This is a genomic window from Corynebacterium riegelii, assembly GCF_001263755.1.
In the GTDB taxonomy this organism is placed as follows: Bacteria; Actinomycetota; Actinomycetes; order Mycobacteriales; family Mycobacteriaceae; genus Corynebacterium; species Corynebacterium riegelii.
Window position 1 is genome coordinate 823,339 of the sequence record NZ_CP012342.1, and the last position, 24,899, is coordinate 848,237.

The 24,899-nt window shown below is 58.3% G+C and carries 18 protein-coding genes and 1 tRNA gene; 8 read left to right on the forward strand and 11 right to left on the reverse strand.

All coding sequences use genetic code 11. From position 1 onward, the window contains the following. Positions 1-7 precede the first annotated feature (7 nt). The 3 genes from AK829_RS03955 to AK829_RS03965 all read left to right on the forward strand — a co-directional run bounded on the left by AK829_RS03955 (position 8) and on the right by AK829_RS03965 (position 4,066). A complete protein-coding gene (locus AK829_RS03955) occupies positions 8-598 on the forward strand; it encodes an MBL fold metallo-hydrolase (RefSeq protein WP_052204465.1) in 591 nt (196 codons plus the stop codon). Positions 599-664: 66 nt separating this feature from the next. Further along, positions 665-1,789: a DoxX family membrane protein gene (locus AK829_RS03960; RefSeq protein ID WP_052204467.1), complete on the forward strand. Its 1,125-nt coding sequence runs from the start codon at positions 665-667 to the stop codon at positions 1,787-1,789. A 78-nt stretch (positions 1,790-1,867) separates the two neighbouring features. After that, a complete protein-coding gene (locus tag AK829_RS03965; RefSeq protein WP_052204468.1) occupies positions 1,868-4,066 on the forward strand; it encodes a HelD family protein in 2,199 nt (732 codons plus the stop codon). Between the two features lie 20 nt (positions 4,067-4,086). On the opposite strand, the gene AK829_RS03970 is transcribed toward AK829_RS03965, so the two are convergent. The 6 genes from AK829_RS03970 to rpsA all read right to left on the reverse strand — a co-directional run bounded on the left by AK829_RS03970 (position 4,087) and on the right by rpsA (position 9,769). Next, positions 4,087-4,533 (reverse strand): universal stress protein, encoded by a 447-nt coding sequence (locus AK829_RS03970; RefSeq protein WP_052206366.1) that lies wholly within the window; start codon positions 4,531-4,533, stop codon positions 4,087-4,089. Between the two features lie 25 nt (positions 4,534-4,558). Continuing rightward, positions 4,559-5,017 carry a universal stress protein gene (locus AK829_RS03975; protein ID WP_052204470.1) on the reverse strand — a complete coding sequence of 153 codons (459 nt, stop codon included), beginning with the start codon at positions 5,015-5,017 and terminating at the stop codon, positions 4,559-4,561. Between the two features lie 34 nt (positions 5,018-5,051). Then, positions 5,052-7,142 carry an excinuclease ABC subunit UvrB gene (gene uvrB, locus AK829_RS03980; RefSeq protein WP_052204472.1) on the reverse strand — a complete coding sequence of 697 codons (2,091 nt, stop codon included), beginning with the start codon at positions 7,140-7,142 and terminating at the stop codon, positions 5,052-5,054. 18 nt (positions 7,143-7,160) lie between these two features. Then, positions 7,161-7,514: a DUF4259 domain-containing protein gene (locus tag AK829_RS03985; protein WP_052204474.1), complete on the reverse strand. Its 354-nt coding sequence runs from the start codon at positions 7,512-7,514 to the stop codon at positions 7,161-7,163. 124 nt (positions 7,515-7,638) lie between these two features. Then, positions 7,639-8,232, reverse strand: a complete 594-nt coding sequence (gene coaE, locus AK829_RS03990; RefSeq protein ID WP_052204475.1) for a dephospho-CoA kinase — start codon at positions 8,230-8,232, stop codon at positions 7,639-7,641. 67 nt (positions 8,233-8,299) lie between these two features. Then, the gene (gene rpsA / locus AK829_RS03995; RefSeq protein WP_052204477.1) at positions 8,300-9,769 is read right to left on the reverse strand and encodes a 30S ribosomal protein S1; all 1,470 of its coding nucleotides are present in this window, start codon (positions 9,767-9,769) and stop codon (positions 8,300-8,302) included. Between the two features lie 196 nt (positions 9,770-9,965). Between rpsA and AK829_RS04000 the strand changes: the two genes are divergently transcribed. Next, entirely contained in the window at positions 9,966-10,700 is a 735-nt protein-coding gene (locus tag AK829_RS04000) for a class I SAM-dependent methyltransferase (RefSeq protein WP_052204479.1), read from the forward strand. 276 nt (positions 10,701-10,976) lie between these two features. Here the strand turns inward: AK829_RS04000 and polA are convergent, their stop codons facing one another. Genes polA through AK829_RS04015 form a run of 3 tightly spaced genes read right to left on the reverse strand, consistent with a single transcriptional unit; the run spans position 10,977 to position 15,489 of the window. Continuing rightward, complete coding sequence (gene polA / locus AK829_RS04005; RefSeq protein WP_408606275.1) at positions 10,977-13,622, reverse strand: DNA polymerase I; 2,646 nt, start codon at positions 13,620-13,622, stop codon at positions 10,977-10,979. A 10-nt stretch (positions 13,623-13,632) separates the two neighbouring features. Further along, a complete protein-coding gene (gene trhA / locus AK829_RS04010; protein WP_052204480.1) occupies positions 13,633-14,370 on the reverse strand; it encodes a PAQR family membrane homeostasis protein TrhA in 738 nt (245 codons plus the stop codon). A gap of 51 nt (positions 14,371-14,421) precedes the next feature. Continuing rightward, entirely contained in the window at positions 14,422-15,489 is a 1,068-nt protein-coding gene (locus AK829_RS04015; protein ID WP_052204482.1) for a hypothetical protein, read from the reverse strand. 294 nt (positions 15,490-15,783) lie between these two features. On the opposite strand from AK829_RS04015, the gene dcuC reads away from it, so the two are divergent. The 3 genes from dcuC (at position 15,784) to AK829_RS04030 (ending at position 20,734) form a co-directional block, all read left to right on the forward strand. After that, positions 15,784-17,238 (forward strand): C4-dicarboxylate transporter DcuC, encoded by a 1,455-nt coding sequence (dcuC, locus tag AK829_RS04020; protein WP_052204484.1) that lies wholly within the window; start codon positions 15,784-15,786, stop codon positions 17,236-17,238. Positions 17,239-17,330: 92 nt separating this feature from the next. Continuing rightward, positions 17,331-17,404, forward strand: a tRNA-Leu gene (locus AK829_RS04025). A 216-nt stretch (positions 17,405-17,620) separates the two neighbouring features. Next, positions 17,621-20,734: an N-6 DNA methylase gene (locus AK829_RS04030; RefSeq protein ID WP_052204485.1), complete on the forward strand. Its 3,114-nt coding sequence runs from the start codon at positions 17,621-17,623 to the stop codon at positions 20,732-20,734. Positions 20,735-21,141: 407 nt separating this feature from the next. On the opposite strand, the gene AK829_RS04035 is transcribed toward AK829_RS04030, so the two are convergent. Continuing rightward, positions 21,142-21,909 (reverse strand): ATP-binding protein, encoded by a 768-nt coding sequence (locus AK829_RS04035; RefSeq protein WP_052204488.1) that lies wholly within the window; start codon positions 21,907-21,909, stop codon positions 21,142-21,144. 5 nt (positions 21,910-21,914) lie between these two features. Continuing rightward, positions 21,915-23,549 carry an IS21 family transposase gene (istA, locus tag AK829_RS04040; protein ID WP_052204490.1) on the reverse strand — a complete coding sequence of 545 codons (1,635 nt, stop codon included), beginning with the start codon at positions 23,547-23,549 and terminating at the stop codon, positions 21,915-21,917. A gap of 266 nt (positions 23,550-23,815) precedes the next feature. Here istA and AK829_RS12400 point away from each other — a divergent pair, with 266 nt between their 5' ends. Then, complete coding sequence (locus tag AK829_RS12400; RefSeq protein ID WP_157045286.1) at positions 23,816-24,595, forward strand: hypothetical protein; 780 nt, start codon at positions 23,816-23,818, stop codon at positions 24,593-24,595. Positions 24,596-24,899: the final 304 nt, after the last annotated feature.

The following is a 24,899-nucleotide window of genomic DNA, read 5'->3' on the forward strand; positions in this document are numbered from 1 at the left end:
GGCAGCTATGCAACTCCACCAGATTTCTGTTTCCAGCATGGATAACAACTGCTACCTCTTGGCTTCCGAGGGGCAGGGTTTGCTTATCGACGCTGCCGATAACCCCCAAGCCCTGCTCACCATGGCCCAAGACGCAGGTGTGCGTATTACGGATGTGTTGACTACGCACCGTCACCACGATCACGTCCGCGCTTTAGAGGCGGTGCTGGCGGAGACGGGGGCAACCCACTGGGCGTCGCACTTGGACGCCCCAGCACTGCCAGCGCCCGTGGATAAGGAGTTGGATGACGGCGACTACATCGAGTTCGCTGGCCACCGCATCCCGGTAGCCATTTTGCGCGGACACACCCCGGGTGGGGTTGCCATTGCAGTGGAGATTGACGGTGAGATGCACCTCTTTGTGGGTGACTCCGTCTTCCCAGGTGGCCTGGGCAAGACCGCCTCCGAGGGTGACTTTGTGCGACTGTTCAATGACGTCAAGGCCAAGATCTTTGACCGGTTTGAGGACGACGCGATTATCCACCCAGGCCACGGCACCTCCACCACCGTTGGCGCTGAGCGTGGCAGCTTGGATGAATGGTGGCAGCGCCGCTGGTAGCTGTCTACAGTGGGAGGCACACTTTCAACTTTGATCCAATTTTGAACGAAAAGGAATGATGAGAAGATGATCCGCAAGATCGCGCGCCCAATGCTCGCGTCGGTGTTCATCATTGATGGTGCTAAGACCGTCATGAACCCGTCCAGCAACAAGGAGAGCGCTGCAAGCGTGCTTGAGCAGGTGCGTGCCGCAGTGCCGCGCCAGTACCGCTCCTTCCTGCCGCAGGATCCGGAGACCGCAGCACAGATCGTTGGCGGCGTGAAGGCCGGCGCTGGTTCCCTGTTTGCCATTGGCAAGCTGCCGCGCACCGCCGCTGCACTGCTCACCGCAACGTCTGCGGCTTCCCTGGTGGGCCGCAACGCGTTTTGGAACACCGATGATGAGGATGAGAAGCTGCGTCGCCGCGCAGGTGCCCTGACTGATCTGGCACTGACCGGCGGCGTGCTGCTGGCATCGGTGGACACCGCTGGCAAGCCGGACATCAAGTGGCGTGCGCAGAACGCTGCTCGCGTGGCTAAGAAGAATGTCCAGCAGGCACTGCCCACCCAGTCTGAGACTGAGAAGGCGCTGCACAAGGCAAGCAACTGGTTTAGTGACGCTACCGAGCAGGTCGGCGATTACATTGAGGACAACAAGGGCGACTGGGCCAAGGCCGCAAACCGCGCCGGTAGTGCTGCTCAGGACCTCTTCGGCGATGCTCGCAAGCAGACCTCCCACTTCCTGTCCAACGCCAGCGACTGGCTGGAGGACGCAACCGATGAGCTGCAGGACAACTACAAGGACCTGAAGCCGAGCAAGCTGGATCAGTTCAAGGCAAAGCGCAAGGTGAACAACCTTGTGGATGACGCGAAGGGCTGGGCCGAGGACGCATTCGATGAGCTGACCCCGTCCAAGCTGGAGAAGTTCAAAGCAAAGCGCAAGGTCAACTCCGTGGTGAGCGACCTGCAGGCTTCCCTGGATGACTTGGGGCCGTCCACCCTGGATAAGTTCCGTGCTAAGCGCAAGGTAAAGAAGTCTGCTGCCAAGCTGCAGGACAAGGCGCAGGAGGCCGTAGATAGCCTGCAGGACGCATGGGACAACTTGGATGTTGCTCCGTCCTGGCGCCAGAAGCGCAAGTGGAAGAAGCGTGCCAACAAGGCTGAAAAGCAGGCGAAGAAGCTTGTGAAGAAGGCACAGAAGAAGCTGGGCTAATCCCCCGCTCCCCTTGGTCTGACGCAACGAGCGGCCCCGCCCCGGAATATTCCGGGCTGCGGGGCCGTTTTGCTGTGTATGAGCCCAGAGAAGATTGTTGAGGAACAAGCCCACGCCGACGTCCTCTTTTCCCATCTGGGTGCGGAGGTGGATGCCGCGCGCGCAAAACTCGCTGCGGTGCAGGCGGACGTTGACCCGGACAACCCGGACTCAGATGCGCTGGTGCGACGGGAAACCGAGTACCACGCGTTGAACGCCAAGCTGGATCAGCTTGGCGTAGCAGAGGTTGGCTTGGTGTTTGGCCGCGTGGATGTGGAAGATGAGGACCCGGATAATCCGGTACCGGGTGTGGCAGGCGTTGATCGCAGGTACGTCGGCCGTTTGGGCTTGGTGGATCGTGAGGATAACTACCGCACGCTGCTGCTAGATTGGCGCGCACCACAGGCCAGGCCGTTCTATCTGGCAACCACTGCGCACCCGGAGGGTGTGCGTATGCGTCGCAATATCCGCATGCGCGGGCGCACGGTCACGGCTGTGGATGATGAGGTGCTTTCTGGCGACGACGTTGCGCTTGAGACCCAAGCGGCCAACGTCGGGTCTGAAGCTGCGTTGCGCCGAGCGATGGACGCCGCACGTACCGGACACATGCAATCCATCGTGGAGACCATCCAGCGCGAGCAAGACGACATTATCCGTGACCCAACGCGCGGTGTGATGGTTGTCCAGGGTGGCCCCGGCACCGGCAAGACTGCCGTTGCGCTGCACCGCGTGGCCTACCTGCTCTACACCTGGCGCGAGCAACTCAGCCGCACGGGCGTGCTCATTATTGGTCCGAACGATACCTTTTTGGACTACATCTCTCGCGTGCTTCCGGAGCTGGGTGAGACCGGCGTGGTCTTAAGCACCCTGGAAAACTTGGTCCCGGGGTTCGCGCCGGGTACCCACGAGGAGCCGTTTAGTGCCCGCGAGGTGAAGGGCTCCGAGGAGATGGTGACCATCCTGCGCCGTGCGGTGCAGGCCTATCAGGTCGTGCCTGATGAGCCGGTTGAGCTGAATATCGACGGTGTGCGTATCCACGCCACCCCGGCCATGATCAAGGCATCGCGAACCCGTGCGCGGCGCAGCCGCAAACCCCACAACGCGGCCCGCGCCGTCTACCAGGAGGACTTAACGCAGCGGTTGGCGCAGGCGTTGGCCACACGCATCGGTGAGGACCCGCTGGGTGGTGCGAACCTGCTTTCCGCTGCCGATGTGGACCAGCTGCACGATGATCTTGCAGAGCACCCGCAGGTGCTTGGTTTGATCCAGGACACCTTCCCTATTCTGAGTCCCACTCAGGTGCTCGGCGAGCTGCTTTCTAGCCACGAGCGTATTGCTGAGGTGGCGTTTGATTATGACGACTACACGCGCGAAGCCCTCTACCGCCCAGCCGGCAGCCCGTTCACGCCGTCCGATACGGCCTTGATAGATGAGCTGTCTGTAATCGTTGGCACGGTGGACCCGGAGGAAGAGCGCCGCGCGGAGGAAGAGGCCTGGCGCAGGCAGGTGGCTGAGGCGGAGGAGGCCTTGGATGTACTTGCCTCCTCTGAAGCCACGGATAATGATGACGACCAGTTTGAGGCCGAGATCCTCTCTGCCACCGACGTCATTGACGCCGAAACGCTGGCCAGCCGCCAGCGCGCCACGGATACGCGTTCTACCGCGGAGCGCGCCGCCGCGGACCAGGCCTGGGCGTACGGGCACGTGATTGTGGACGAAGCCCAGGAGCTCTCCCCCATGGAATGGCGGATGGTGTTTCGCCGCTGCCCGAGCCGTTGGATGACGTTGGTTGGTGACACGGCGCAGACATCTGCGCCGGCAGGTGTTGACGATTGGGCCAGCGCCCTGGAGCCGTTCGTGAACACCCGTTTCAGGCTGCATGAGCTGACGGTGAACTACCGCACCCCTGCGGAGATCATCGCGTACGCCGACACAGTGCTTGAGCACGGCGGCGGCACCCCGCGTGAGCAAACCAGTATCCGCCAGGGAGAGCCGGTGCGCTTCATGCCCACCGGCACGAACCCGGATTCAGTTGCCGCGGGTTTTGCCGATGATGAGGGCCGCTCCGTGGCCGTGATCGACAGCAGCAACGTGGCCTTCATGAAGGGCCTGGAGTTTGACCACGTGATTGTGGTGGAGCCACAGAAAATAGTTGAGGCCTCGCCACAGGGGTGGCAAGACCTCTACGTTGCAGTGACCAGGGCGACACAGACCCTGACGGTTATCGGGGAGCTCTAGCTCCCCAGCGGGAAAAAGAACTACTCGGTGACGGTGTGGACGATCATCACGTCACAGTCAGACTGACGTGCAACGTCCGCCGGAACCGAGCCCAGCAGGCGGCCGGTCAGGGAGTTGATGCCGCGGTTACCCACAACCAGCAGTTCTGCCTTGTTGTCGTTCACAATCGCCATCAGCGCCTCAACCGGGGTGCCCGGGCGCGTTGCGGTCTGCACGTCCTTGGCACCAACCGAGCGTGCGTGTTCAGCTGCGGCTTCCAGGTTCTTCAACGCCTGATCGTCACCAAGAATGGTCACAGAATCCTGGCGCAGTGCCTTCGAGGCGTCAGCCTCGGACTGGTAGTACGCGGTACCAATAACCAGCGTTGCGTCAAACGCCACCGCCATCTTGGCTGCACGCTCAACAGCAAGGAGGGAAGACTTCGAGCCGTCCGAACCGACGACAATGGTGTTGTAGTAGTTGGCCATGCGCATAAGTGTAACGCGTTTGTCCCTAGCTGCGTAGCTCAGCCTGAGTATCCACCAGCATCACGTCCACAGGAGCCTTCTTTGCGACGCTACCTGGCACATTGCCAAACACCCTGCCCGCGAGCGAACGCATCCCCTTGTTTCCAACAACCAAAAGATCGGCATCGTATTCGCTAACGGATTCAATCAGCACCGCCGCCGGCTGGCCGCCACGCGAGACCGTGCGGATGTCCTTGGCCTGCTCCGCTTCTGCAATCTCGCGTGCGCGTTGCAGAATCTCCTGGGCGCCGGTCTCTGTCACGACGTCCGCGCCCGTCAACTCGCGGTTTGTGGAGTCAAGCACCGAGCCGGACGCCGAGTAGTGCGCGCAGATAATGGTCAGGCTCGCGTCATACACCCGCGCGAGGCTTGCCGCGGCACGCACTGCCGCCATGGACGTAGCGGAGCCATCGGTGCCAACGGCAATTGAAGAGTACGAAAACATTGTGGGCCTTCCTAAACCTTTGAAACGTGCAACGTTAATTTCCTGACTCTTTCATACCACGCAGCTCCTTGCGCAGATCCGCGATCTCATCACGCAAGCGTCCGGCAAGTTCGAACTTCAGCTCGCGGGCGGCTTCACCCATTTGGTTCGTCAGATCGTCGATAAGCTGCTGAAGCTCATCGGAAGCCATGGTGGACACATCGGGTCGCTCCACAATGGCTGCTTCCCCACCGCGGGTGTCTGCATCGGTGTTCTCGTAGACCTGGTCCAGAATGTCGGCGATGGCCTTACGCAGCGGCTGCGGGTCGATGCCGTGCTCCTTGTTGTAGGCGATCTGCTTTTCGCGGCGACGCTCCGTCTCTTCAATCGCCGCCTGCATGGAGTCGGTGATGTTGTCGGCATACATGATGACCTCGCCAGAGACGTTACGTGCGGCGCGGCCGATGGTCTGGATCAGCGACTTCGTGGAGCGCAGGAAGCCCTCCTTGTCCGCGTCCAGGATTGCCACGAGCGAGACCTCCGGCAGGTCGAGGCCCTCGCGCAGAAGGTTGATACCCACCAGCACGTCGAACTCACCAAGGCGCAGCTGGCGCAGCAGCTCGACGCGCTGCAAGGTGTCAATGTCCGAGTGCAGGTAGCGCACCTTAATGCCGTTATCTAGGAAGTAATCCGTCAGATCCTCGGCCATGCGCTTGGTCAGCGTGGTCACCAACACGCGCTCGTTCTTCTCCACGCGCAGGCGGATCTCATGGATCAGGTCATCGATCTGGCCCTTGGTTGGGCGCACGCTCACCTTCGGATCCACCAGGCCAGTTGGGCGAATGACTTGCTCCACAAACTCGCCACCGGAGGCTTCAAGCTCGTAGTCCCCCGGCGTTGCGGACATGTAGACAGTCTGGCCCACGCGGGCCTCAAACTCATCAAACGTCAGGGGGCGGTTGTCTACTGCCGACGGCAAACGGAAACCGAACTCCACCAGGTTGCGCTTGCGTGACATGTCGCCCTCAAACATGCCGCCGATCTGAGGCACGGTCACGTGGGACTCATCGATGATGGTCAGGAAGTCTTCCGGGAAGTAATCAATCAGCGTCGCCGGCGCAGAGCCCGCGGGCCGGCCGTCCATGTGGCGCGAATAGTTCTCAATGCCGGAGCAGAAGCCCACCTGCTGGATCATCTCCAGGTCATACTCAGTGCGCATGCGAAGGCGCTGGGCTTCGAGCAACTTGCCCTTGTTCTCCAGCTCTTCAAGCCGGTCCGCCAGCTCCTCCTTGATCGCCTCGATAGCTTTCTCCATGCGCTCATCCGTAGCCACGTAGTGCGTGGCCGGGAAGATACGCACCTCTTCTTCCTGGCTGATCACATCACCCGTGAGCGGGTGGATGTAGTAGAGCGTGTCAATCTCATCGCCGAAGAACTCCACACGCACCGCCACCTCTTCGTAGGCGGGAATGATGTCCACGGTGTCGCCCTTGACACGGAAGGTGCCGCGTTTGAAGTCCACGTCATTGCGCTCATACTGCACGTCTACAAGCAAGCGCAGGAAGCGGTCGCGCTCCACCTCCTCGCCTACCTGCAGCACAATCGAACGATCCAGGTAGGACTGCGGCGTACCCAGACCGTAGATGCAGGAGACGGAGGCAACCACCACAACGTCACGGCGGCTCAACAGCGCCGAGGTGGCCGAGTGGCGCAGACGCTCCACGTCATCATTAATCGAAGAGTCTTTCTCAATGTAGGTATCCGTCTGCGCTATGTAGGCCTCTGGCTGGTAGTAGTCGTAGTACGAGACGAAATACTCCACGGCGTTATTGGGCAGCAGCTGGCGAAGCTCATTGGCCAACTGTGCGGCCAGCGTCTTGTTCGGGGCCATCACCAACGTTGGGCGCTGTTGCTTCTCAATCAGCCACGCAGCGGTAGCGGACTTACCGGTACCCGTGGCACCCATGAGCACCACGTCTTCCTCGCCACGCCGCAGGCGCTCGTCCAACTCCTTGATCGCCGAAGGCTGATCGCCCGAGGGCTCATACTCAGAGATAACCTCGAACGGTTTTTCACGACGCTCAATTTCACCCACCGGGCGAAACTCAGACTGCGCAAGGACAGGATGTTCAGCAGCAAAAGCCATGCAGGCCAGTCTACGGCCCTACGACGCAAACTTGCGCGCGGCAGCCAACCACTCGTCGAGCTCGCCGTTTTCCTGCCACAGGGCATAGAGTTCAGAGCTGCCAGGTTTGAGCACTTCAGCTGCGTTACGACGGATCCATCTCCGGTCATCCGCACTAAACGGGAAACGCGCGACCGCCTCAGCATGCTCTTCCGGCACGTGCCCGTTGAGCACAGCGGCAAGCGCAATGATCAGCTCGGCTTCCTCGGCGTTGAGCGGGCTGCGGGAACAGTTGAAGCGGAACTGGTCCATGCGAAACGTGCCGTTGGCAAGTGCTGCCACGACGTCTGCGGCCGAGTCATTATCAAACGGCCCTGTATCCCAGGTACCCATGCCGTGTCACACTAAAGGGCTAAGGTTAACAACCCCTATACCTTTGGTGAACGTCATCGGGCTAACACGAGAACTCTTAGGTCACGCTCTTAGGTCACGCGCCTGGTCGGTTAGGAACTGTCAGCTACGAGCGAATTCGTGCAAGTACCTTTTCCACCTGCGGCGCGAGTGCTTCGACCGGGCCGTTGTTGTCAATGACAACGTCGGCGGCGGCAAGACGTGTGGCGTCGTCAATCTGGCGGGCGATGCGCGCCCGGGCATCGGCCTCATCGAGCCCGCGCGAGGACACGAGGCGGCGCACCCGCTCATCTACGTCCACGTTGACCACCACGGTGAGGTCCATATCGTTGTGCAGGCCAAGGTCTACAAGTAATGGCATGTCATAGACCGCAGCCTGCGCGCCCGCGGCCTCGTGTTCGGTGAATTGGCGCTCGGCTTCTGCCCGGATCGCCGGGTGGGTAATCGCGTTCAAACGCTGCGTGGCTTCCTCGGTGGCAAACGCACGGCGGGCCAGCTCCGCGCGGTTGAGTGTGCCGTCTGGGCCAATGAGATCGTCGCCGAACTCTTGCGCTACCTCGGCGAGTACGGGGGAACCTGGTTCCATGATGGTGCGGGCGATAGCGTCAGCGTCGACAAGCGGAAGCCCTGCATCCTGCAGCAAGCCGGCAACCGTGGATTTGCCGCTGCCGATACCGCCGGTGAGTCCAATGCGTTTCATAGTTTCCGAACATAACAAAACGGCCCGCACCCCGGTTGGGGCAGGCGGGCCGTCGTTGTTCTAGCTCTTAGTTGCCAGCGAGCTTCTCGCGCAGAGCAGCGAGCTGCTCGTCGGAAGCCAGGGAACCACCCTCAGACTCGGATGCTGCCGGAGCGTCAGCACCAGACTCGGAGGAGTAGTTGGACTCAGAGGAGTAGTCGGAGCCACCCTGCTCTGCTGCCTCTGCAGCTGCAGCGCGGTGACGCTCGATCTGAGCGGTGTGAGCCTGGAAGCGACGCTCTGCCTCTGCGTAGCGTGCCTCCCACTCCTGGCGAGCTTCCTCGAAGCCTTCCATCCACTCGTTGGTCTCCGGGTCGAAGCCCTCCGGGAAGATGTAGTTGCCCTGCTCGTCGTAAGAGTCGGCCATGCCGTAGCGAGACGGATCGAACTCTTCTGCATAATCCTCGTCAGCCTGCTTGAGGGACAGGGAGATACGACGACGCTCGAGGTCGATATCGATGACCTTGACCATAACTTCCTGGCCAACGGTGACAACCTGGTCCGGCACCTCCACGTGGCGCTGAGCCAGCTCGGAGATGTGTACCAGACCCTCGATGCCCTCCTCGACGCGAACGAACGCGCCGAACGGAACGAGCTTGGTAACCTTGCCCGGAACGATCTGGCCCACAGCGTGGGTGCGGGCGAACACGCGCCACGGATCTTCCTGGGTTGCCTTCAGGGACAGGGACACGCGCTCGCGGTCCAGATCAACGTCGAGCACCTCAACGGTGACCTCGTCGCCCACGGTGACAACCTCAGACGGGTGGTCGATGTGCTTCCAGGACAGCTCGGATACGTGAACCAGGCCGTCAACACCGCCAAGATCGACGAATGCGCCGAAGTTGACGATGGAGGAAACGACACCCTTGCGCACCTGGCCCTTCTGCAGCTGGTGCAGGAAGTCGGAGCGGACCGCAGACTGGGTCTCCTCCAGGTAAGCGCGGCGGGACAGCACCACGTTGTTGCGGTGCTTGTCCAGCTCGATGATCTTTGCCTCGAGCTCCTGGCCGATGTACGGATCCAGGTCGCGCACGCGGCGCATCTCCACCAGCGATGCCGGCAGGAAGCCGCGCAGGCCGATGTCCAGAATGAGACCGCCCTTGACAACCTCGATGACCGTACCGGTAACCGGCTGGTCGTTGGCCTGCAGCTCCTCGATGGTGCCCCAAGCACGCTCGTACTGAGCGCGCTTCTTGGACAGCATCAGGCGGCCTTCCTTGTCCTCCTTTGTCAGGACAAGTGCGTCGATCTCATCGCCGACCTCGACCACGTCTTCCGGGTCAACGTCGTGCTTGATGGACAGCTCGCGGGTGAGGATGATGCCCTCAGTCTTGTAGCCGATGTCGAGGAGGACCTCATCGTGGTCAACCTTAACAACGGTGCCGGTGACGATATCGCCATCGTTGAAGTACTTGATGGTCTCGTCCACTGCGGCGAGAAATTCCTCAGGGCCACCGATGTCATTGATGGCTACCTGGGGTGCGTTGGAAGTGCGCATATGTGTATGTGCTCCGAAAAATAGGAGGTCGAAATGTACATGGGCATGTCTTTCAAAAACCGGAAGCACGTGCTTAAGTTGGGTTTTGATCTCACGGCGTTGACGGGCAGGCCCTCCTATTTACGGCACCACTCGCCCCGACGCTGCGACACGCTCGCCCAACAATACTGCCTTTACCCAGCTAAAGCAAATGATTATGACCACTCCATCGCAAGCAAACAGACACCATTGGGACAGTGACGCCCAGCGCTATCACGACGCCCACCCCGAGTACCTCAACGGCTTCTATTGGTGCCCAGAAATGCTCTCGGAGCAAGAGGGCCGTTTGCTTGGCGACGTCTCCGGCGCCACCATCCTAGAAATCGGTTGCGGCAGTGCCCCGTGCGCCAATTGGTTGGCGCAGAATACGGGCGCCCGCCTGGTGACAGGCTTTGACATTTCGGCAGGCATGCTTTCCCGAGCGAGCGGCCCCGCGCCACTTACACAGGCCGATGTTCTGGCACTTCCCTACCGCGATCACAGCTTTGACGTTGCCTTCTCCGCATTTGGTGCGCTGCCGTTTGTCGCCGACATCAATACGGCCTTCGAGGAGATCGCGCGCGTACTCGCCCCGGGTGGACGCTTCGTGTTTTCCGTCAACCATCCGATGCGCTGGGTCTTCCCAGACGACCCGGACGAGCTAACTGCGGAGATTAGCTACTTTGAACGCGAATACCTTGAACACAACGATCAGGGGGAACTGACATACGCGGAATACCACCGCACCTTCGGCGACTGGGTTCGCGCTCTTGGGCAAGCTGGCTTTTGGCTCGCGGACGTCGTCGAGCCCGAATGGCCTGCCAACCTGAACATCACCTGGGGCCAATGGTCCCCCAAGCGCGGCGCAATCTTCCCAGGCACCGCCATTTTCGTAGCATTTTTGGCTAGCTAACTACCCCCATTTTTACACCCCCGTGAATTTAATCCCAGCTTATCCCTTAGCCTCTGTTAAGTTAATTCACGGCTATCCCTCCACTTAGGGAAAGCACCCTCTAGGGGGAAGAGGAACAACTTAATACCAACTCAACAGAAAACGGGCGGGGTCGCGGCAGACGGGGATGCCGTTTCCGGAGCGGGTGGCTGGTCACCAACGAAACTAATTCCAGCCACCCGCTCCCTTTGCAAAGGCAAGCTTTGCAAAGAAGGAGAAGGAACAGCGATAGGCGGGCTAGTGCGCTGCTTCGTCCCAGTTTTTGCCCGTACCAGCGGAAACCTCAAGCGGCACCAGCAGTTCGATTGCGTCGTCCATTTCACGCTCCACAATCTCGCGTACCTCGTCCAACTCCCCGGGCGCTACCTCCACAACCAGTTCATCGTGGACCTGAAGCAGGACGCGGGAGCGCTTGGTGGCAAGCGCAGCGTCCACACGCAGCATGGCCACCTTAATAATGTCGGCGGCCGTGCCCTGGATCGGCGCGTTCAACGCAGCACGCTCAGCGTTTTCTCGGGCGACGCGGTTATCGGAGTTCAGCTCTGGCAGGTAACGGCGGCGACCGAAGATGGTAGACGTGTAGCCGTCACGCCGCGCCTGCTCCACCACCTCATCCAAGTAGCGCTTAACGCCGCCGAAGCGCACGAAGTAGCTCTCCATAATCTGCTTCGCCTCACCCGCAGGAATCCCCAGCTGGTTGGACAGGCCATAGGCGGACAACCCGTAGACTAGGCCATAGCTCATCGCCTTGACACGGCGGCGTAGTTCAGGTGTGACCTGATCAATAGGTACCTCGAAGACTCGCGAGCCCACAAAGTTGTGCAGGTCTTCGCCTGCCTTATACGCCTCAATCAGGCCAGCGTCCTGGCTTAAGTGCGCCATCACACGCATCTCGATCTGGCTGTAGTCCGCAGTCAGCAGGCAGTCGTAGCCCTCACCAACCACAAAGGCGGAGCGGATGACCCGGCCCGCATCCGTGCGCACCGGAATGTTCTGCAAGTTCGGCTCCGCGGAGCTCAAACGGCCAGTTGACGTCACCGTCTGGTTAAACGTGGTGTGAATACGCCCATCCGCCTGCACCGTCTTGATCAGACCCTCAATGGTGGTCTTCATCTTCTGGTACTCACGGTGTGCCAGCAGGTGGTCCAGGAACGGGTGCGGGTTCTTCTCCGCCAGTGCCTCAATCTCACCAGCTGCCGTGGAGTAGCCGGTCTTGGTCTTCTTCGTCTTCGGCAGCTGTAGCTTTTCAAACAGCACCACGGACAGCTGCTTGGGGCTGGAAAGGTTCAGCGTCGGCTCGTCTACAAGCTGACGCGCCTCCTCCTCCACCTGGGCCACCTTGTGGGTGTAGTCCTTGCGTAGCCCTTCAAGCACGTCCAAGTCGACGGCGATGCCAGCATGCTCCATTTCCGCCAGCACAGTAACCAGCGGCAGCTCAAGGTCGGTGTAGAGCTCGTAGGAATCAATCTCTGTCAGCTGCACCGACAGGGCCGCCGCAAGCTCCATGATTGCCGCCGCAGCATCGGTCAGCGAGGTATCTCCCAGCAGGCTCAGCTGGTCCCCACCAAGCGTGAGCTGCTTTTTGAGGTGGCGCTGGTAGACATCCTCCAGCGCATAGGTACGCTGACCGGGACGCAGCAGGTAGGCGGCAATGGCCGTGTCATGCGCAATGCCACGCAGCGTCATGCCGCGGCCCTTGAGCATGTGGAAGGCGGCCTTCGCCTCGTGCAGGTACTTCGGCGAATCGGACTCAATCCACGCCTTCAGCGCCGCGTCCTCAGCCGGGGTCAGCTCGCTGGTTTCGCGGGTTACGGCGTGGCGCTGCTTATCCACAATCGCCAACCCACCACAGTCACCACCTGCAGGTGTCGCAGTACCAGTCAGGTAGAGCGCCAGGCCCTCACCCTCGCGCGCTTGCAGCCACGCATCCAGGGCATCCTTCTCGACGACCACGTCATCCAACTCCACCACCCGATCAGCAGCATCTGCCGAAGCGTCGCCGGTGGTTTCTACGACGGCGAGCACGCGCTCGCGCAGGTTCGCGCCGAATTCGAGATCGTCGAATTTCTGGGCGACATCGCCGACGTCGACAGGCTGAAGCTCCAGATTCTCCGGGCCTACGGGAAGCTCCACGTCGGTGACCATCTGGGTCAGCTCGCGGTTAAGGCGCACCTGATCAATGCGCTCGCGGAAATTCTGGCCGACAACGCCGCCGATCTCCTCGGCATTGGCAATCAAGCCCTCAAGGGTTTCGTACTGCGTGATCCACTTCAGCGCGGTCTTCTCCCCCACCTTGGGAATGCCCGGCAGGTTATCGCTCGGGTCTCCACGCAAGGCCGCGTAATCCGGGTACTGCGCAGGCGTCAGCCCGTACTTACTCACTACCTCGCCCGGGGTAAAGCGCGTCAGGGTGGACACGCCGCGGGTGGGATACAAAAGCGTCGTCGAATCGTCCACAAGCTGGATGTAATCACGGTCACCACTGACCAAGACGATCTCAAAATCCCCCTCGGCGCGGGCTTCAGTCACCAGCGTGGCCACGATATCGTCGGCCTCGAAGTTCTCCTTGCTCAAGGTGACAATGCCAAGTGTTTCCAGCACGTCCTCAATAATCGGCACCTGGCCCTTGAACTCCGGCGGCGCGGATTCACGCTGTGCCTTGTACTCCGGGAAACGCTCCGTGCGGAACGTCTTGCGGCCCACGTCAAACGCCACCGCCATGTGGCTGGGTTTTTCCTCCGCCACAATGTTGGCCAGCATGGATAGAAACCCGTAGACCGCGTTGGTGTGTTGGCCGCCTGTCGTGGAGAAATTCTCCACGGGCAGCGCGTAGAAGGCACGGAAGGCCATCGAGTGGCCGTCGATAAGCAAAAGGCGTCTCACGGCCTCCAAGCTACCCGGCGTAGACCACCACTATCCAGATAGCCACCAAATGCAGGATGGCCGCCACGATCGTCGCGGTATGAAAGTGCTCGTGGTAGCCATAGATGCGTGCTGAACGTCCCGGCCACTTGAAGCCGTACACCACCGCGCCGAGGGTGTAGATAATGCCGCCGATCAGCAGCAGGATGAACACCGCTTGAATGATGCCGCCCATTGCCCACAGCGCGGGCGCCAACGGCACGATAATCCAGCCGAGCGCCACGTAGACCACCACATCTAGCCAGCGCGGGTGGTCAATCCACACCAGGTTCAAAATCGCGCCAGCAATCGCGCCCACCCATGCCACCGCCAACATGATGCCGGCCGTACGCGGCGGAAACAAGATGAGGCACAAGGGCGTATACGTAGCGGCGATGAAGACGGCAATCGTTGCGTGATCAGCACGGCGCCACCACTGCACCGCACTTGCAGAGCGCCACGGCCAGCGGTGATACATCGCGGAAACGCCGAACAGCGTGATCAGGCCCGCACCGTAGACCGTTACCCCAAGTGCGGGCAGCCACGGCAAGGTCATCCACGCAAACGTAATCAGGACCGCTGCAGCAATGGCAAAGCCGAAGGCCGCGCCGACGTGGAACCAGCCGCGCGTGGCCGGGCGCTCACCGCGATCCGCGACGATCCAAGTTCGCTGGATCTGACCGTCTTGCAGCTCCACGGTCTCTTCTGTGTTTTCAGTGATTACTGCCATGCGTTCCGCCTCTCGTGTGGGCCCGAGGTTTGTTGCAGTGTAGACGAGATCTTAGCGGCTAAACGGCCCTTGTGAAGGGCGCTGCTGCGGTGAGCCCCACGGCTGTGGTTGCTGCGGTTGCAGCGAACCCCAGGTTTGCTGTGGCTGCGGTGATCCCCAGGTTTGCTGCTGCTGGGCTGGTTTCTTAGGTTGAGCCGGCGGCTGCGGCGAACGCGTTGCCAGACGCAATCCGCGTGCAGAAGCGATGATGCCAATCAGTGCGCAGATGACCCACACCGCAACGCCTCCTGGGTTGTTCTGCCACAGTGCGTTTTCCGTCTGAATGTCACTGATGAAGAACCATGCGAACAACCACCAGGAAACAATTGCGGTGATTACCCACGCCAGCGTCCACCGCTTCAGCAACCCAACCAGAACCGCAACACCAATCGAGACAATGAACGCCCAGTAGGCAAAGCCGTAAAACCACGTTGGGTTCCACCTGCTTGCCGTTGCTCGCGCCGCATCCTGAGCAAGCAGGGCAAACAGCAAGGTAGCTACGGCTGCTGCAGCCATCATGATCCAGTGTTTGGAAGCCGGAGCAACAGGGCCGAAAAGCGCCTGCGCTTGGCCATTGCGCCGCATCCGTATCAGCTCGAACACGCTGATTGCGGCTCCAATAAGACCTAACGCCATCCAGCACCAGACGCCGAGCCCAATGGTGAACTCGGTTTCACCAAACAAGTCGAACTTCCGCTCGACGTCTGCATCATCAAATATCCATTTCACTTTGAAGTTAGCCAGATGCATCACCCAGAAGAACTGAGTAAGCGAGGCGACCAACCCAAAGACTGGTGTGGCCCACCATGAGCGAGCGCTCCGAGTAAGGATTACCGCAGTCAGGTACAAGCCGAGCACGCCTGCTGCCGCGAGTGGGATCGCTGTCCAGTGGTTGAACGTCTCCCCCTGCATTGTCATCTTGAAGTCAAAGCCTGTTTCGGTGAGGCCATCTGAGTCAACGTACTTTTTATATCCGTACAGGTTTCGAACTGTGAAGAACTCATCACCCAACAGCGATCCGGTCAGTGTGTGGTAGCGCAGGAAGCCCGAAGCGATAGTCAGCAGGAACAGCGTGACCATGCCAACCGGGAAAACCTTCTGTAAGGCCTCCGGGTTCAGTCCGCGCTTCCTCTGCGCACTCCCGCCCGATACGCCAGGCTGACCACTCGGCCCAAAACCAGGCTGACCACCAGACTGTGGCCCCTGTGCGGCCTGGGCTACATATGGCTGCCGAGGGTGTTGTCCCCATGCATTATTGGACACGGTGAGTTCCTTCACACATCTATAGTTTTCGTCGCTTTGAGTTCCGCGATCAGGTGCATGCCGTTATAGGTTTAACAGCGCATTACCAGACTAAGTGTAGGGAAACTGTAGATGTTTTACATCCTGCTTGCCGTGGCTGCGATTGCGGCTGTCGGCTATTTCATTTTTAAGAAGGTGCATGCCGCGTCCGCAATCTTCGCGGTTGGCGTGTTGCTTCTCATGATCGCGGCTGCCACTGGCCGCATTGAGTACTCCAGTGCAAAGTTCGATCCGTCCGGCAACGCGTTTTATGACGAGTTGTTGATCATTGAGTCTTTGTTCAAGTCCCGCTACGCCGGCACCGGCATGGCGATTATGGTGCTGTTCGGTTTCGTGGGCTACATGCGCCACATCGGCGCCGATGCGAAGACGGTGGTTGCACTGTCCAAGCCGCTGCGCAGGTTCCACGGCTCCTACTGGCTCGTACCACTCGGCTTCCTCGTTGGCACGTTGCTCTCATTGGTCGTGCCGTCCGCGTCCGCACTGTCATTGCTGTTGGTGGCAACGCTCATGCCGGCACTCATTGCCGCTGGCCTGTCCCCGCTGACGGTGGGCGCGATTATCGTGACCTCGTCGACCATCGCGCCGTCTCCTCTGGAGGCAGGTCTGATCCAGGGTGCGGCACTCACAGACATGACTGTCACGGAGTTTGTCTTTGACAACGTGGCCAAGTCCACCATCCCCGCCCTGATCGTGATTGCGTTTACGCACATGTGGTGGCAGCGTCGGTGTGACATCAAGGATGCAGCCAAGAAACAGGCAGAGCTTTCGGCTAAGGCAGGAGCTTTACCGCTTGACGACGCCACCGACGCCCCCGAACTCCAAGAGTCCGAGTCTGATCGCCGCGTACGCGAGGCCGTGGAGCGCGCCGAGGGCCTGCCTGGTTTCTACGCAGTGCTGCCACTGTTGCCGCTGGTGCTGATCATTGTTTCCGCGATCCTCAACCGCATGGACCTGATCAGCTTTGAGGCTGACATCCTGCCGGTGACCATGGTGTCTTTGATGCTGACCATGATCATTGAGGCAATCCGCTTGAAGAACATCAACTACGCCGTGGATTCTCTGAAAGAGTTCTTCGCTGGACTTGGTGAAGCTGCCGCAGGCGTTGTTGCCCTGATTGTTGCCGCAGCTGTCCTGGTTGAGGGCATCACGCAGATGGGCGTGATTGAGGGCCTGACCAACCTGGCACAGAAGTCCTCCGGTGCCGCGGTACTTATGGTGATCGTGTTCGTTGCCGCCACCGCACTTATGGCGCTGGTGACCGGCTCTGGTGTGGCTCCGTACTTCGCGTTTTCTGAGATGGTTCCGGGCCTGGCAGCTGAGACCTCTATTCACGCACCGCAGATGCTGACCTCCATTTGGTCCGCATCCAACCTGATGCGCCAAGGATCCCCGGTCAACGCCGCGGTGATCATTGTGGCGGGTGCGCTCAACGTCAACCCAATCGACCTAGTGCGCCGCACTATGGTGCCAATGCTTGCCGGCACCATCGCTTCTGTGATCTTCGCGTTCCTGTTTATCGCGTAGTTCTGTTATCGCTTTGTTCATCGTCTTGTTCTAGTGCGGTGACCACGCGATTCACGTCAGAGAGTATCCCTGCTATATACTCTCCTGACGTCGCCCCAGTAGCCCAATTGGCAGAGGCAACGGATTCAAAACCCGTCCAGTGTGAGTTCGAGTCTCACCTGGGGCACATTTTTCGGTGTCGGAGATGTCCGGGACTTTTTGCCTTCTTTTCACCCCAATCGCTTTTTGGAGGGCTAATAGACAAAAGAGTGGGTTAAGTAGCGAAAGGTGTGTCCGTTCGGCGTGTCGCCGGGTGGGACCTTTTATTGCATTAGTCCTTTCCGGATTCCCTTTTGGACCGGGCATTCCGACTGCATAACGCGCCCGAATTACACTAGCCATCATGGCGATTGATTCTGATCTACTCTACCGGCTAGCCAACCCTGGCACCCTCGGCCGCACTGAATCTGACATTCAGTCGGACATTAAAATGCTTTTGCTTTCGGCCACGGATCTGAGTCCGGCAGAAACAGCACTTGCAAGTCTCGTTAATCTTGAAGAACAACTCGGTGATGGCTCACGTCGGCGCATCGACATCGCTTTGGGTTCAACAGTAATAGAGACCAAACGCATCCTCTCTACTCGAGAAGAAGCAAGCGATTACATCAATCAGTTGCAGGGCTACGTCGAAACCCGGATGAACCAGACAAAATCTCGTTACAACGGCATCTTGTCGGACGGTCGGACCTGGTGGTTGTTCGAGAAAGAACCAGACTCCGGCAAATTCCCTTTGCTGTCTTCGTTTGAACTGACAAGCTCCAGCAAAGGCACCGATCTAGTCGCATGGCTCCAAGCCGTACTTGCTATGCCAGCAGAGGTACCACCTCGTCCCGACAGCATTGAGGACGCGTTAGGCGCGGAATCTCCCGGCTATGCACAGGACAAGGCCTTTTTGCAAAGTATGTACCGGAAGGTTGCCAACGACCCCACGACGAACCTTAAGCGCCAACTGTGGGCGCGCCTTTTGCGTTCAGCGCTTGGCACAGGCTTTGAAGACAAAGAAAACCTCTTCCTTGACCACACTCTGCTTTCAATAGAGGCCGCCGCGATTGGACACGCTGTCATGGGGATCAACCTTGCTGACCTATCTCAGGATCCGGCTTCTATGCTTACCGGCGAGTACTTTCGCAACTCTGGCATCTACAACGTAGTAGAGGCTGACTTCTTCGACTGGGTCTTGGCAGTGCCCGAAGGAAAACAGTTTCTCCGTCAAGTAATCCGCCGAATCAATATGTTCGATTGGACTCAGACCGAGCACGATGTTTTGAAAATTCTTTACGAATCAATCATCAACGCTGAAACCCGCAAGGGTGCGGGCGAATACTACACCCCAGACTGGCTAGCTGAAGGCATCGTCGAAAAAGCACTCACTAAACCACTCGAACAGCGTGCCCTTGACCCTTCTTGCGGCTCAGGAACCTTTATTTACCATCTCCTTCGTCGTATGATCCGTGCAGGCGAGGCTGCTGGTTGGGACAACCGCTCCATCCTCAACCACGTCCAAGAACATGTCTTCGGCCTCGACATCCACCCTGTATCGGTGTCCCTTGCACGCATCACCTACTTGCTTGCGCTCGGAAGCCGCCTCGAAGATGAACGCGACGATATTTGGGTGCCCATACACCTTGGCGACTCCGTCCAGTGGTATCAACCGGCGGACCACGATGAAACTCAAATCAAAATACGCACTGACGGTGTAGACTTGACCTCCGCGAGCACCGGAGCGGCCACCCTGTTCGACATTGGCCGCGTTCTTGCATTCCCACTTTCTGGCATCGAAGACCCGCTCACTTTCGACCGGCTCGTATCCGATATGACCGACCGTGCGAAAACTTGCGCCGATGTTAACGCCACAAAACCAAGTATCGACCCCGTACTCTCTTCTTTTGGCATCACTGACCCAGCCGACCGAGAAACGTTGGCAACGACGTTTGACGTACTCTGCGCCCTGAACGCCGAGGGCCGAGACTCCATTTGGGGCTATTTTGTCCGCAATCAGGTGCGCCCGCTTTGGCTCTCCATGAAGAATCGTCGTGTCGACGTGCTCGTTGGAAACCCACCTTGGGTTTCATATCGATACATGACCGAGGATATGCAGGAACAGTTCAAGGCTTTTTCACAAGCACGCAACCTTTGGCACGGCGCGAACGTCGCAACTCAACAAGACTTAGTAGGGCTATTTCTTGTGCGTTCCGTCGAGAAATACCTTAAAGATGGTGGATGCTTCGCCTTCGTAACTCCGTATGCGGTACTCAGCCGGATGCAATATGACGGCCTTCGCAAAGGTGACTGGAGAAACGGTCTCTACGGCGAATTCACTGAAACTTGGGATTTGTCCAACGTTCGGCCAAAGAATGACCTCTTCCCCGTACCTAGCGCGGTTGTCTTCGGCAAGAAAAACCTCAAACCGGCAACTGAAAATGAGGAACCGTCACACGGCTTCCCATCTACTAAGTGTGTTGTCGAAGGCAAGCGTGATCTTAAGGGATGGACAGCCACACAGAAAGCACTTTCCTTTACTTCGAAACCACTCGTTTCCCTGTCTGCAAACGGAGCCGAAGGAGCTGCATCTCCATATCGTAAAGTTGTCGTAAACGGCGCCACTATCTTCCCTCGAATGCTGCTCTTCGTAGAAGAACGGGAAACTACCGGCAAACTCGGGCTAACCCGAGGCAAGAAGCAAGTACAGTCTTTTCGCACCTCTCTTGAGAAAGAGCCATGGAAAAGTACGCCTAGCCTTTCCGCAGTATTAGAGGAAAAATACCTACACCCTGTGCATCTGGGGGCAACCATCGCGCCGTTCAAATTGTTAGAACCTTGGACAGCAGTCCTGCCTATCGAGAACGGAAAATTATTACAGGATCAACAGATTCGTGATGATGCCGCACCTGGCCTAGCTGAATGGTGGAAGCGGGCATCTGCTGAATGGGAAGCGAAGAAAACTCGGCAGTCCAAACTCTCATTGCTAGAGAATATCGATTATCAATCCAAGCTTTCCAAGCAGTTACGGGGGTCAAAACTCCGAGTGCTGTACACAGCCTCCGGCACGGCTTTGGCTGCGATGTACACCCAGCAGGAGATTATCGTGGAGCACGCGTTATATTGGCTACCGGTTAAGAGCATCTCAGAGGCTCGGTATCTCACAGGCATCCTTAACGCACCACTCACGACCGAGTTGGTACGTGAGTATCAATCCGTTGGCCTTTTTGGTGGCCGCCATTTCGACACATATCCGTGGAGGCTCGCAATCCCGACCTATGAAGCTGGAAACACCATCCACGAGGAAATTGTCTCACTCTGTAAAGAGTGCGAAAGTGTTGCTACAACAATCAACCTCAGGGGACCAAGCTTCCAAAAGGTACGCTCTGGCATCCGCCGCAAACTCGATGAAGAGGGCCTTTCCGAAAGGTTGAATCTTGCGGTTACCGCACTACTGCGATTACCCGAAGAAAACTGAGGCCTACTTTTATAGATGGTCGCTCATCATCATGACCAAGCGGCCGCACGTCAGGAGCCGAAACTGTGCCACCATCGGCAGCCGGTGGCACAAACCCAACGGACGAACACGCGTTGCAAGGTTCACCCCAGCGAAGCACGACTGAACCGAATCGATATCTACTTCCTTTCTGGACGCTGTCCGCAATCGGCTGCCTCGAGCTCCCAGTACAGTCGCCAGGCAGACACGCCGCACCATATTTTCCTCCAACTTGGAACCAAACGAGGCGACAGACACGACCAGAACACGAACTCCTCTTGCCAATGCAGCACTGTTCAGAAGACTGAAATGGTAGCGGTGTGGTGAGTATCTGGTAGCGCCTGAGTGAGTATCCGGTAGCGGTGTCCCCACTCAGGCGTTGTTGGTGGTTATGCGTTGGTGGTCAGGCGCATGTTTGGTCCTTCGAGTGTGATGATCTCCGCACCGGAGACGAGTCGGTTGAGGATTGACTCGGAGATCACGGCATCGGGGATGGATTTGTACCACTCCAGTGGGGTGAATTGTGAGGTCACAATCGTTGAGACTTTGCTTTCACGCGCGGCGAGGATGTTGAGAAGTTGGTGCGCGGTTGCGGCATCTACTGGTGTGGTCAGGAAGTCATCGAGGACTAAGACGTCGACGTCGTGGAGGTACTGGATGAACTTTAACCGTGCGGGGTCATCGGGTTGGAGGACTGCTAGTTCGGCGGCGAGCATGTCGGTGCGGTAGAAGCGTGCGGAGTAGTCCTTGCGGCATGCTGCTGTGATCAAGGCTTGGGCGAGGTAGGTTTTGCCGACTGAGGATTTGCCCAGGATGACAATGTTTTGGCCCAGGTGGCACCATTGTCCGTGAGCGAGTCTGCTGACTTGCTCGGGGTTGATGTTGCGGTCAGGCGTGCAGACCACGTTTTCAAGGCAAGCATCAAGGTTTGGCGATCGGGATGCTTTCAGTAGTTTGTTGATGCGTCGTTCGCGCCTGGCCGCGACTTCTTTATCGAGTGCGTAGAGCACCTTTTGAGAAAACGTCCATGCGTCGAATGCGGGATCGTTGGCAATCTCGATGACGCTTCTGCCGAAGGCAGTCATCCGCAGCGCGGTGAAGTCGGGCAGGACGGACTCGTCAAGGAAGCGATCTGTTGGTGGGGTTGGTGATGACATGGGCTTTAGTGTCCTTTCTTAGCGAGGTTGTCCATGCTGAACTGGTCTGCACCGCCGAGAAACGCGCCGGTGGTATCCCGGTCGGTGACTGCAGGGGCGGTGGGCTGGTTGGTTGTGGTGCTGCGCGGGGCCTGGTCTAACCCGCGGGGCCGGGTGGCGTGTTCTTTGCGTATGGCGGCCATCATGTTTTTGACTGCGGTATATGACACTGCACGTCGGCTGCCGTCGTTGGCCATTAAGCGCTGGCATGCCTCTTCCAGGATTGGTTTGTTGCCGTGTTTGCCCATCGACAGCACGTTTCTACAGGACTGGTACGCCTGGGCCGGGATGGCTTTCGCCGCGATGAGTTCTTCGATGACTTTGCGTGTTGCCGGGCCGGTTTTGCTGGCTTCGCGATAAAAGTAGTCGCTTGTCCACAGCCCACGAGTGGAGTCCATGCCAGATGGAATGTGCTCATAGTCAGTGACATAGGCCCCACGTTTATGCGAAACTTGGTGGGTTGCCACGGTCGTGCCTTGATCAAAGACGGTCAAGACTTGGCCGGTGATGCGCACATCGACAGTGCGGCCAACAAGCTGATGCGGAACGGAGTAGCGCACCGTTGCAACCGTGATATGGAAATCTGGGGCTACTTTCGCACGCTTCCACTCGGTGTGCTGCCACGGGGTTTGCGGCAGATCAGCAAGCAGATGCTGCTCGTGTTGTTCAAAGAGATCCCTGCGGCTTGACTGCTGGCTGCGAAACGGCACGGAGGTGTTGATCGCGTCGACTAAGTCCACAATCTTTTCGTTGAGCTCGTCTACGTCAACGCACTGGTGGCCTTCAAGGGTGTGGATGACTTTGTGGGTGACGATCTTTACCGCAGCTTCCACATTTGCTTTATCCTTCGGTCGGCGCGCGCGTGTGGGAAGTGCTGCTGTGTTGTAGTGCTCCAAGAACTGCTGGTAGGTGTCGTTGACCTTCCGATTCCTATCGGCAGTACTAATCGCGTTTGATGCTGTTGACGCGTTATCGGGGACAACAACCTGACAGACCCCACCGAAGTAGTCAAACGCTTGACGATGGGCATCAAGCCAGGACTGTTGACGCTGGTCAACACACGCACACGCAAACAACATCCCTGAATACGGCAACGAAGCGACGAAAATACTGACTTTCGCACCCGGCGTGCCCGCAGGGTCGTACAGGCACATCTTGGTACCTGCCCAATCCACCTGCATCGTATGCCCTGGTGCATGGGTGATCCGCGCGCTAAGCCCGGCAACATCGACATGGGAGGCAACTAGCTGGCGGAACCGGTCGTAGCTGTAGTGACGCTGACCCGGCTGGGCTGGGGTGGTGGTGTAGCGAGCCCACAATACTTGCAGTGTTTGCTTCGTACGCCCTGTGCGTGCTTTGACGACCGCGTCAAAGTCAATCGGGACGAACCCGCCTTGCCCACTGGTGCGTTTGTCAACGAATATCTCGGCCAACTCGTCATCGGTCAACGCCGCGACCTGCTGGGCAGTGGTCAGGCCGAGGCTTCGTAGCGCTTGGTTCGCTCGGGAAATCGCGCGGTGCGAGCACCCGAGCTGGTCTTCAATCTGGCGGTAAGAGCGCTTCCTAATCAGCAGCGTCATCACCGCACGGTAATCCGTCATCAGCGGACTCCTTCCAGTCACACGCCGCACCCGAGTGGTGCGGCTACCGGAAGTATCACCCCGAGCCCCCTGAGCTGCTACCAGATACTCACTGAAGTGCTACCAGATAGTCACGACACTGCTACCAAATAGCCGGTCGCAACAGCACAGTCTTCAACCACGCGGACAGGTCGAGCAGGCAACAAACAACTAGGGGTCAAGCATGGCACCCTGTTTAAGACCTTGTCCTCTAGCGTGTGTGCAAATTGGTCTATATCGTTGGAAAGATGACAGATAGCATTCATGGACCGAATGGCGGACGCGGACTTGGGGATCCAAGAGTACGAACTCCAAGGAAAATTGCTAGAAGAATTCCGGGTACGAAGCTCTCAGAACTCGTGCCTGAGCCACATACACAATGGAAAAACGGACTGTTCAATCCTTTCGATTCCCCGACACCGCCGACAATCGGGTTGAGCCAACAATTGGATTCACAGCTTTCTTTAGAATTCGATTTTCAGGAGGAGAGAATCTACCGAACTTTGGACGAACACAGTGCGTCTGCGCCTTTCCCAGACGATGGTGATCTGAGCTGGCCTGACGTAATCGGCTTGTTTTCCAACGAGGCGAAAGGACTAGTTTCAGGAGCTGATTTTTCGAACATGTTCTGGGATTTTCAAACGCCATGTGATCTGAATACCGAAACAACCTCACAACGCATCGAGCACTTCGTCCTATCTAGTGGGCACCCCGAGCCCACTCTCGAAGAACCTACGCTAAATATCAGAGTGCGAATCGCTAAAGAGCGGATCAGGGTCTTCGAAATCCTTGCATTACCTGGAGAGCAAACACGGGGATTTTTACGCGAAGATTGCTCGCCCGAATTCAGTTTGACTCCCCTTTTAATTGAAGCCTGCAAGCGAGCTCGAGTGAAGTGGGGAGCTTACGCCGATGGACCAGTTTCGGTTCGAGCGATAAAAGGCGACAGAGATTATGGCTTCAGTTTTGACGCTATTGTGAATTGTCACATCGGCGAACTCGAGACCCACAATTTTATTTGGAGCTAACGCCCACAAATCTGATGGATTGACTTGCATCGAGTCATTACGCTCTCCCCCATTGAGATCAATCGGCAGATTTGTGTGAGGCTCTTACTAGAAAACTGTTACACCGATGAGGCGTGTTCGCATTGTACGTCTCCGGGGTGTTCCGGGGGCATGAACTGAAGGCGGATTAAGCTACCTACCTTCTAATTCACTCTTCTAGTCAAGCTAAGACTAAGGACCGTGGAAGCAGAAGCCATGAAACTAGGCTAGAGCTGTCCTGTCCATGACCTTTTTTGTTATGTCCATAGACCTTTTTAGGTTGGAG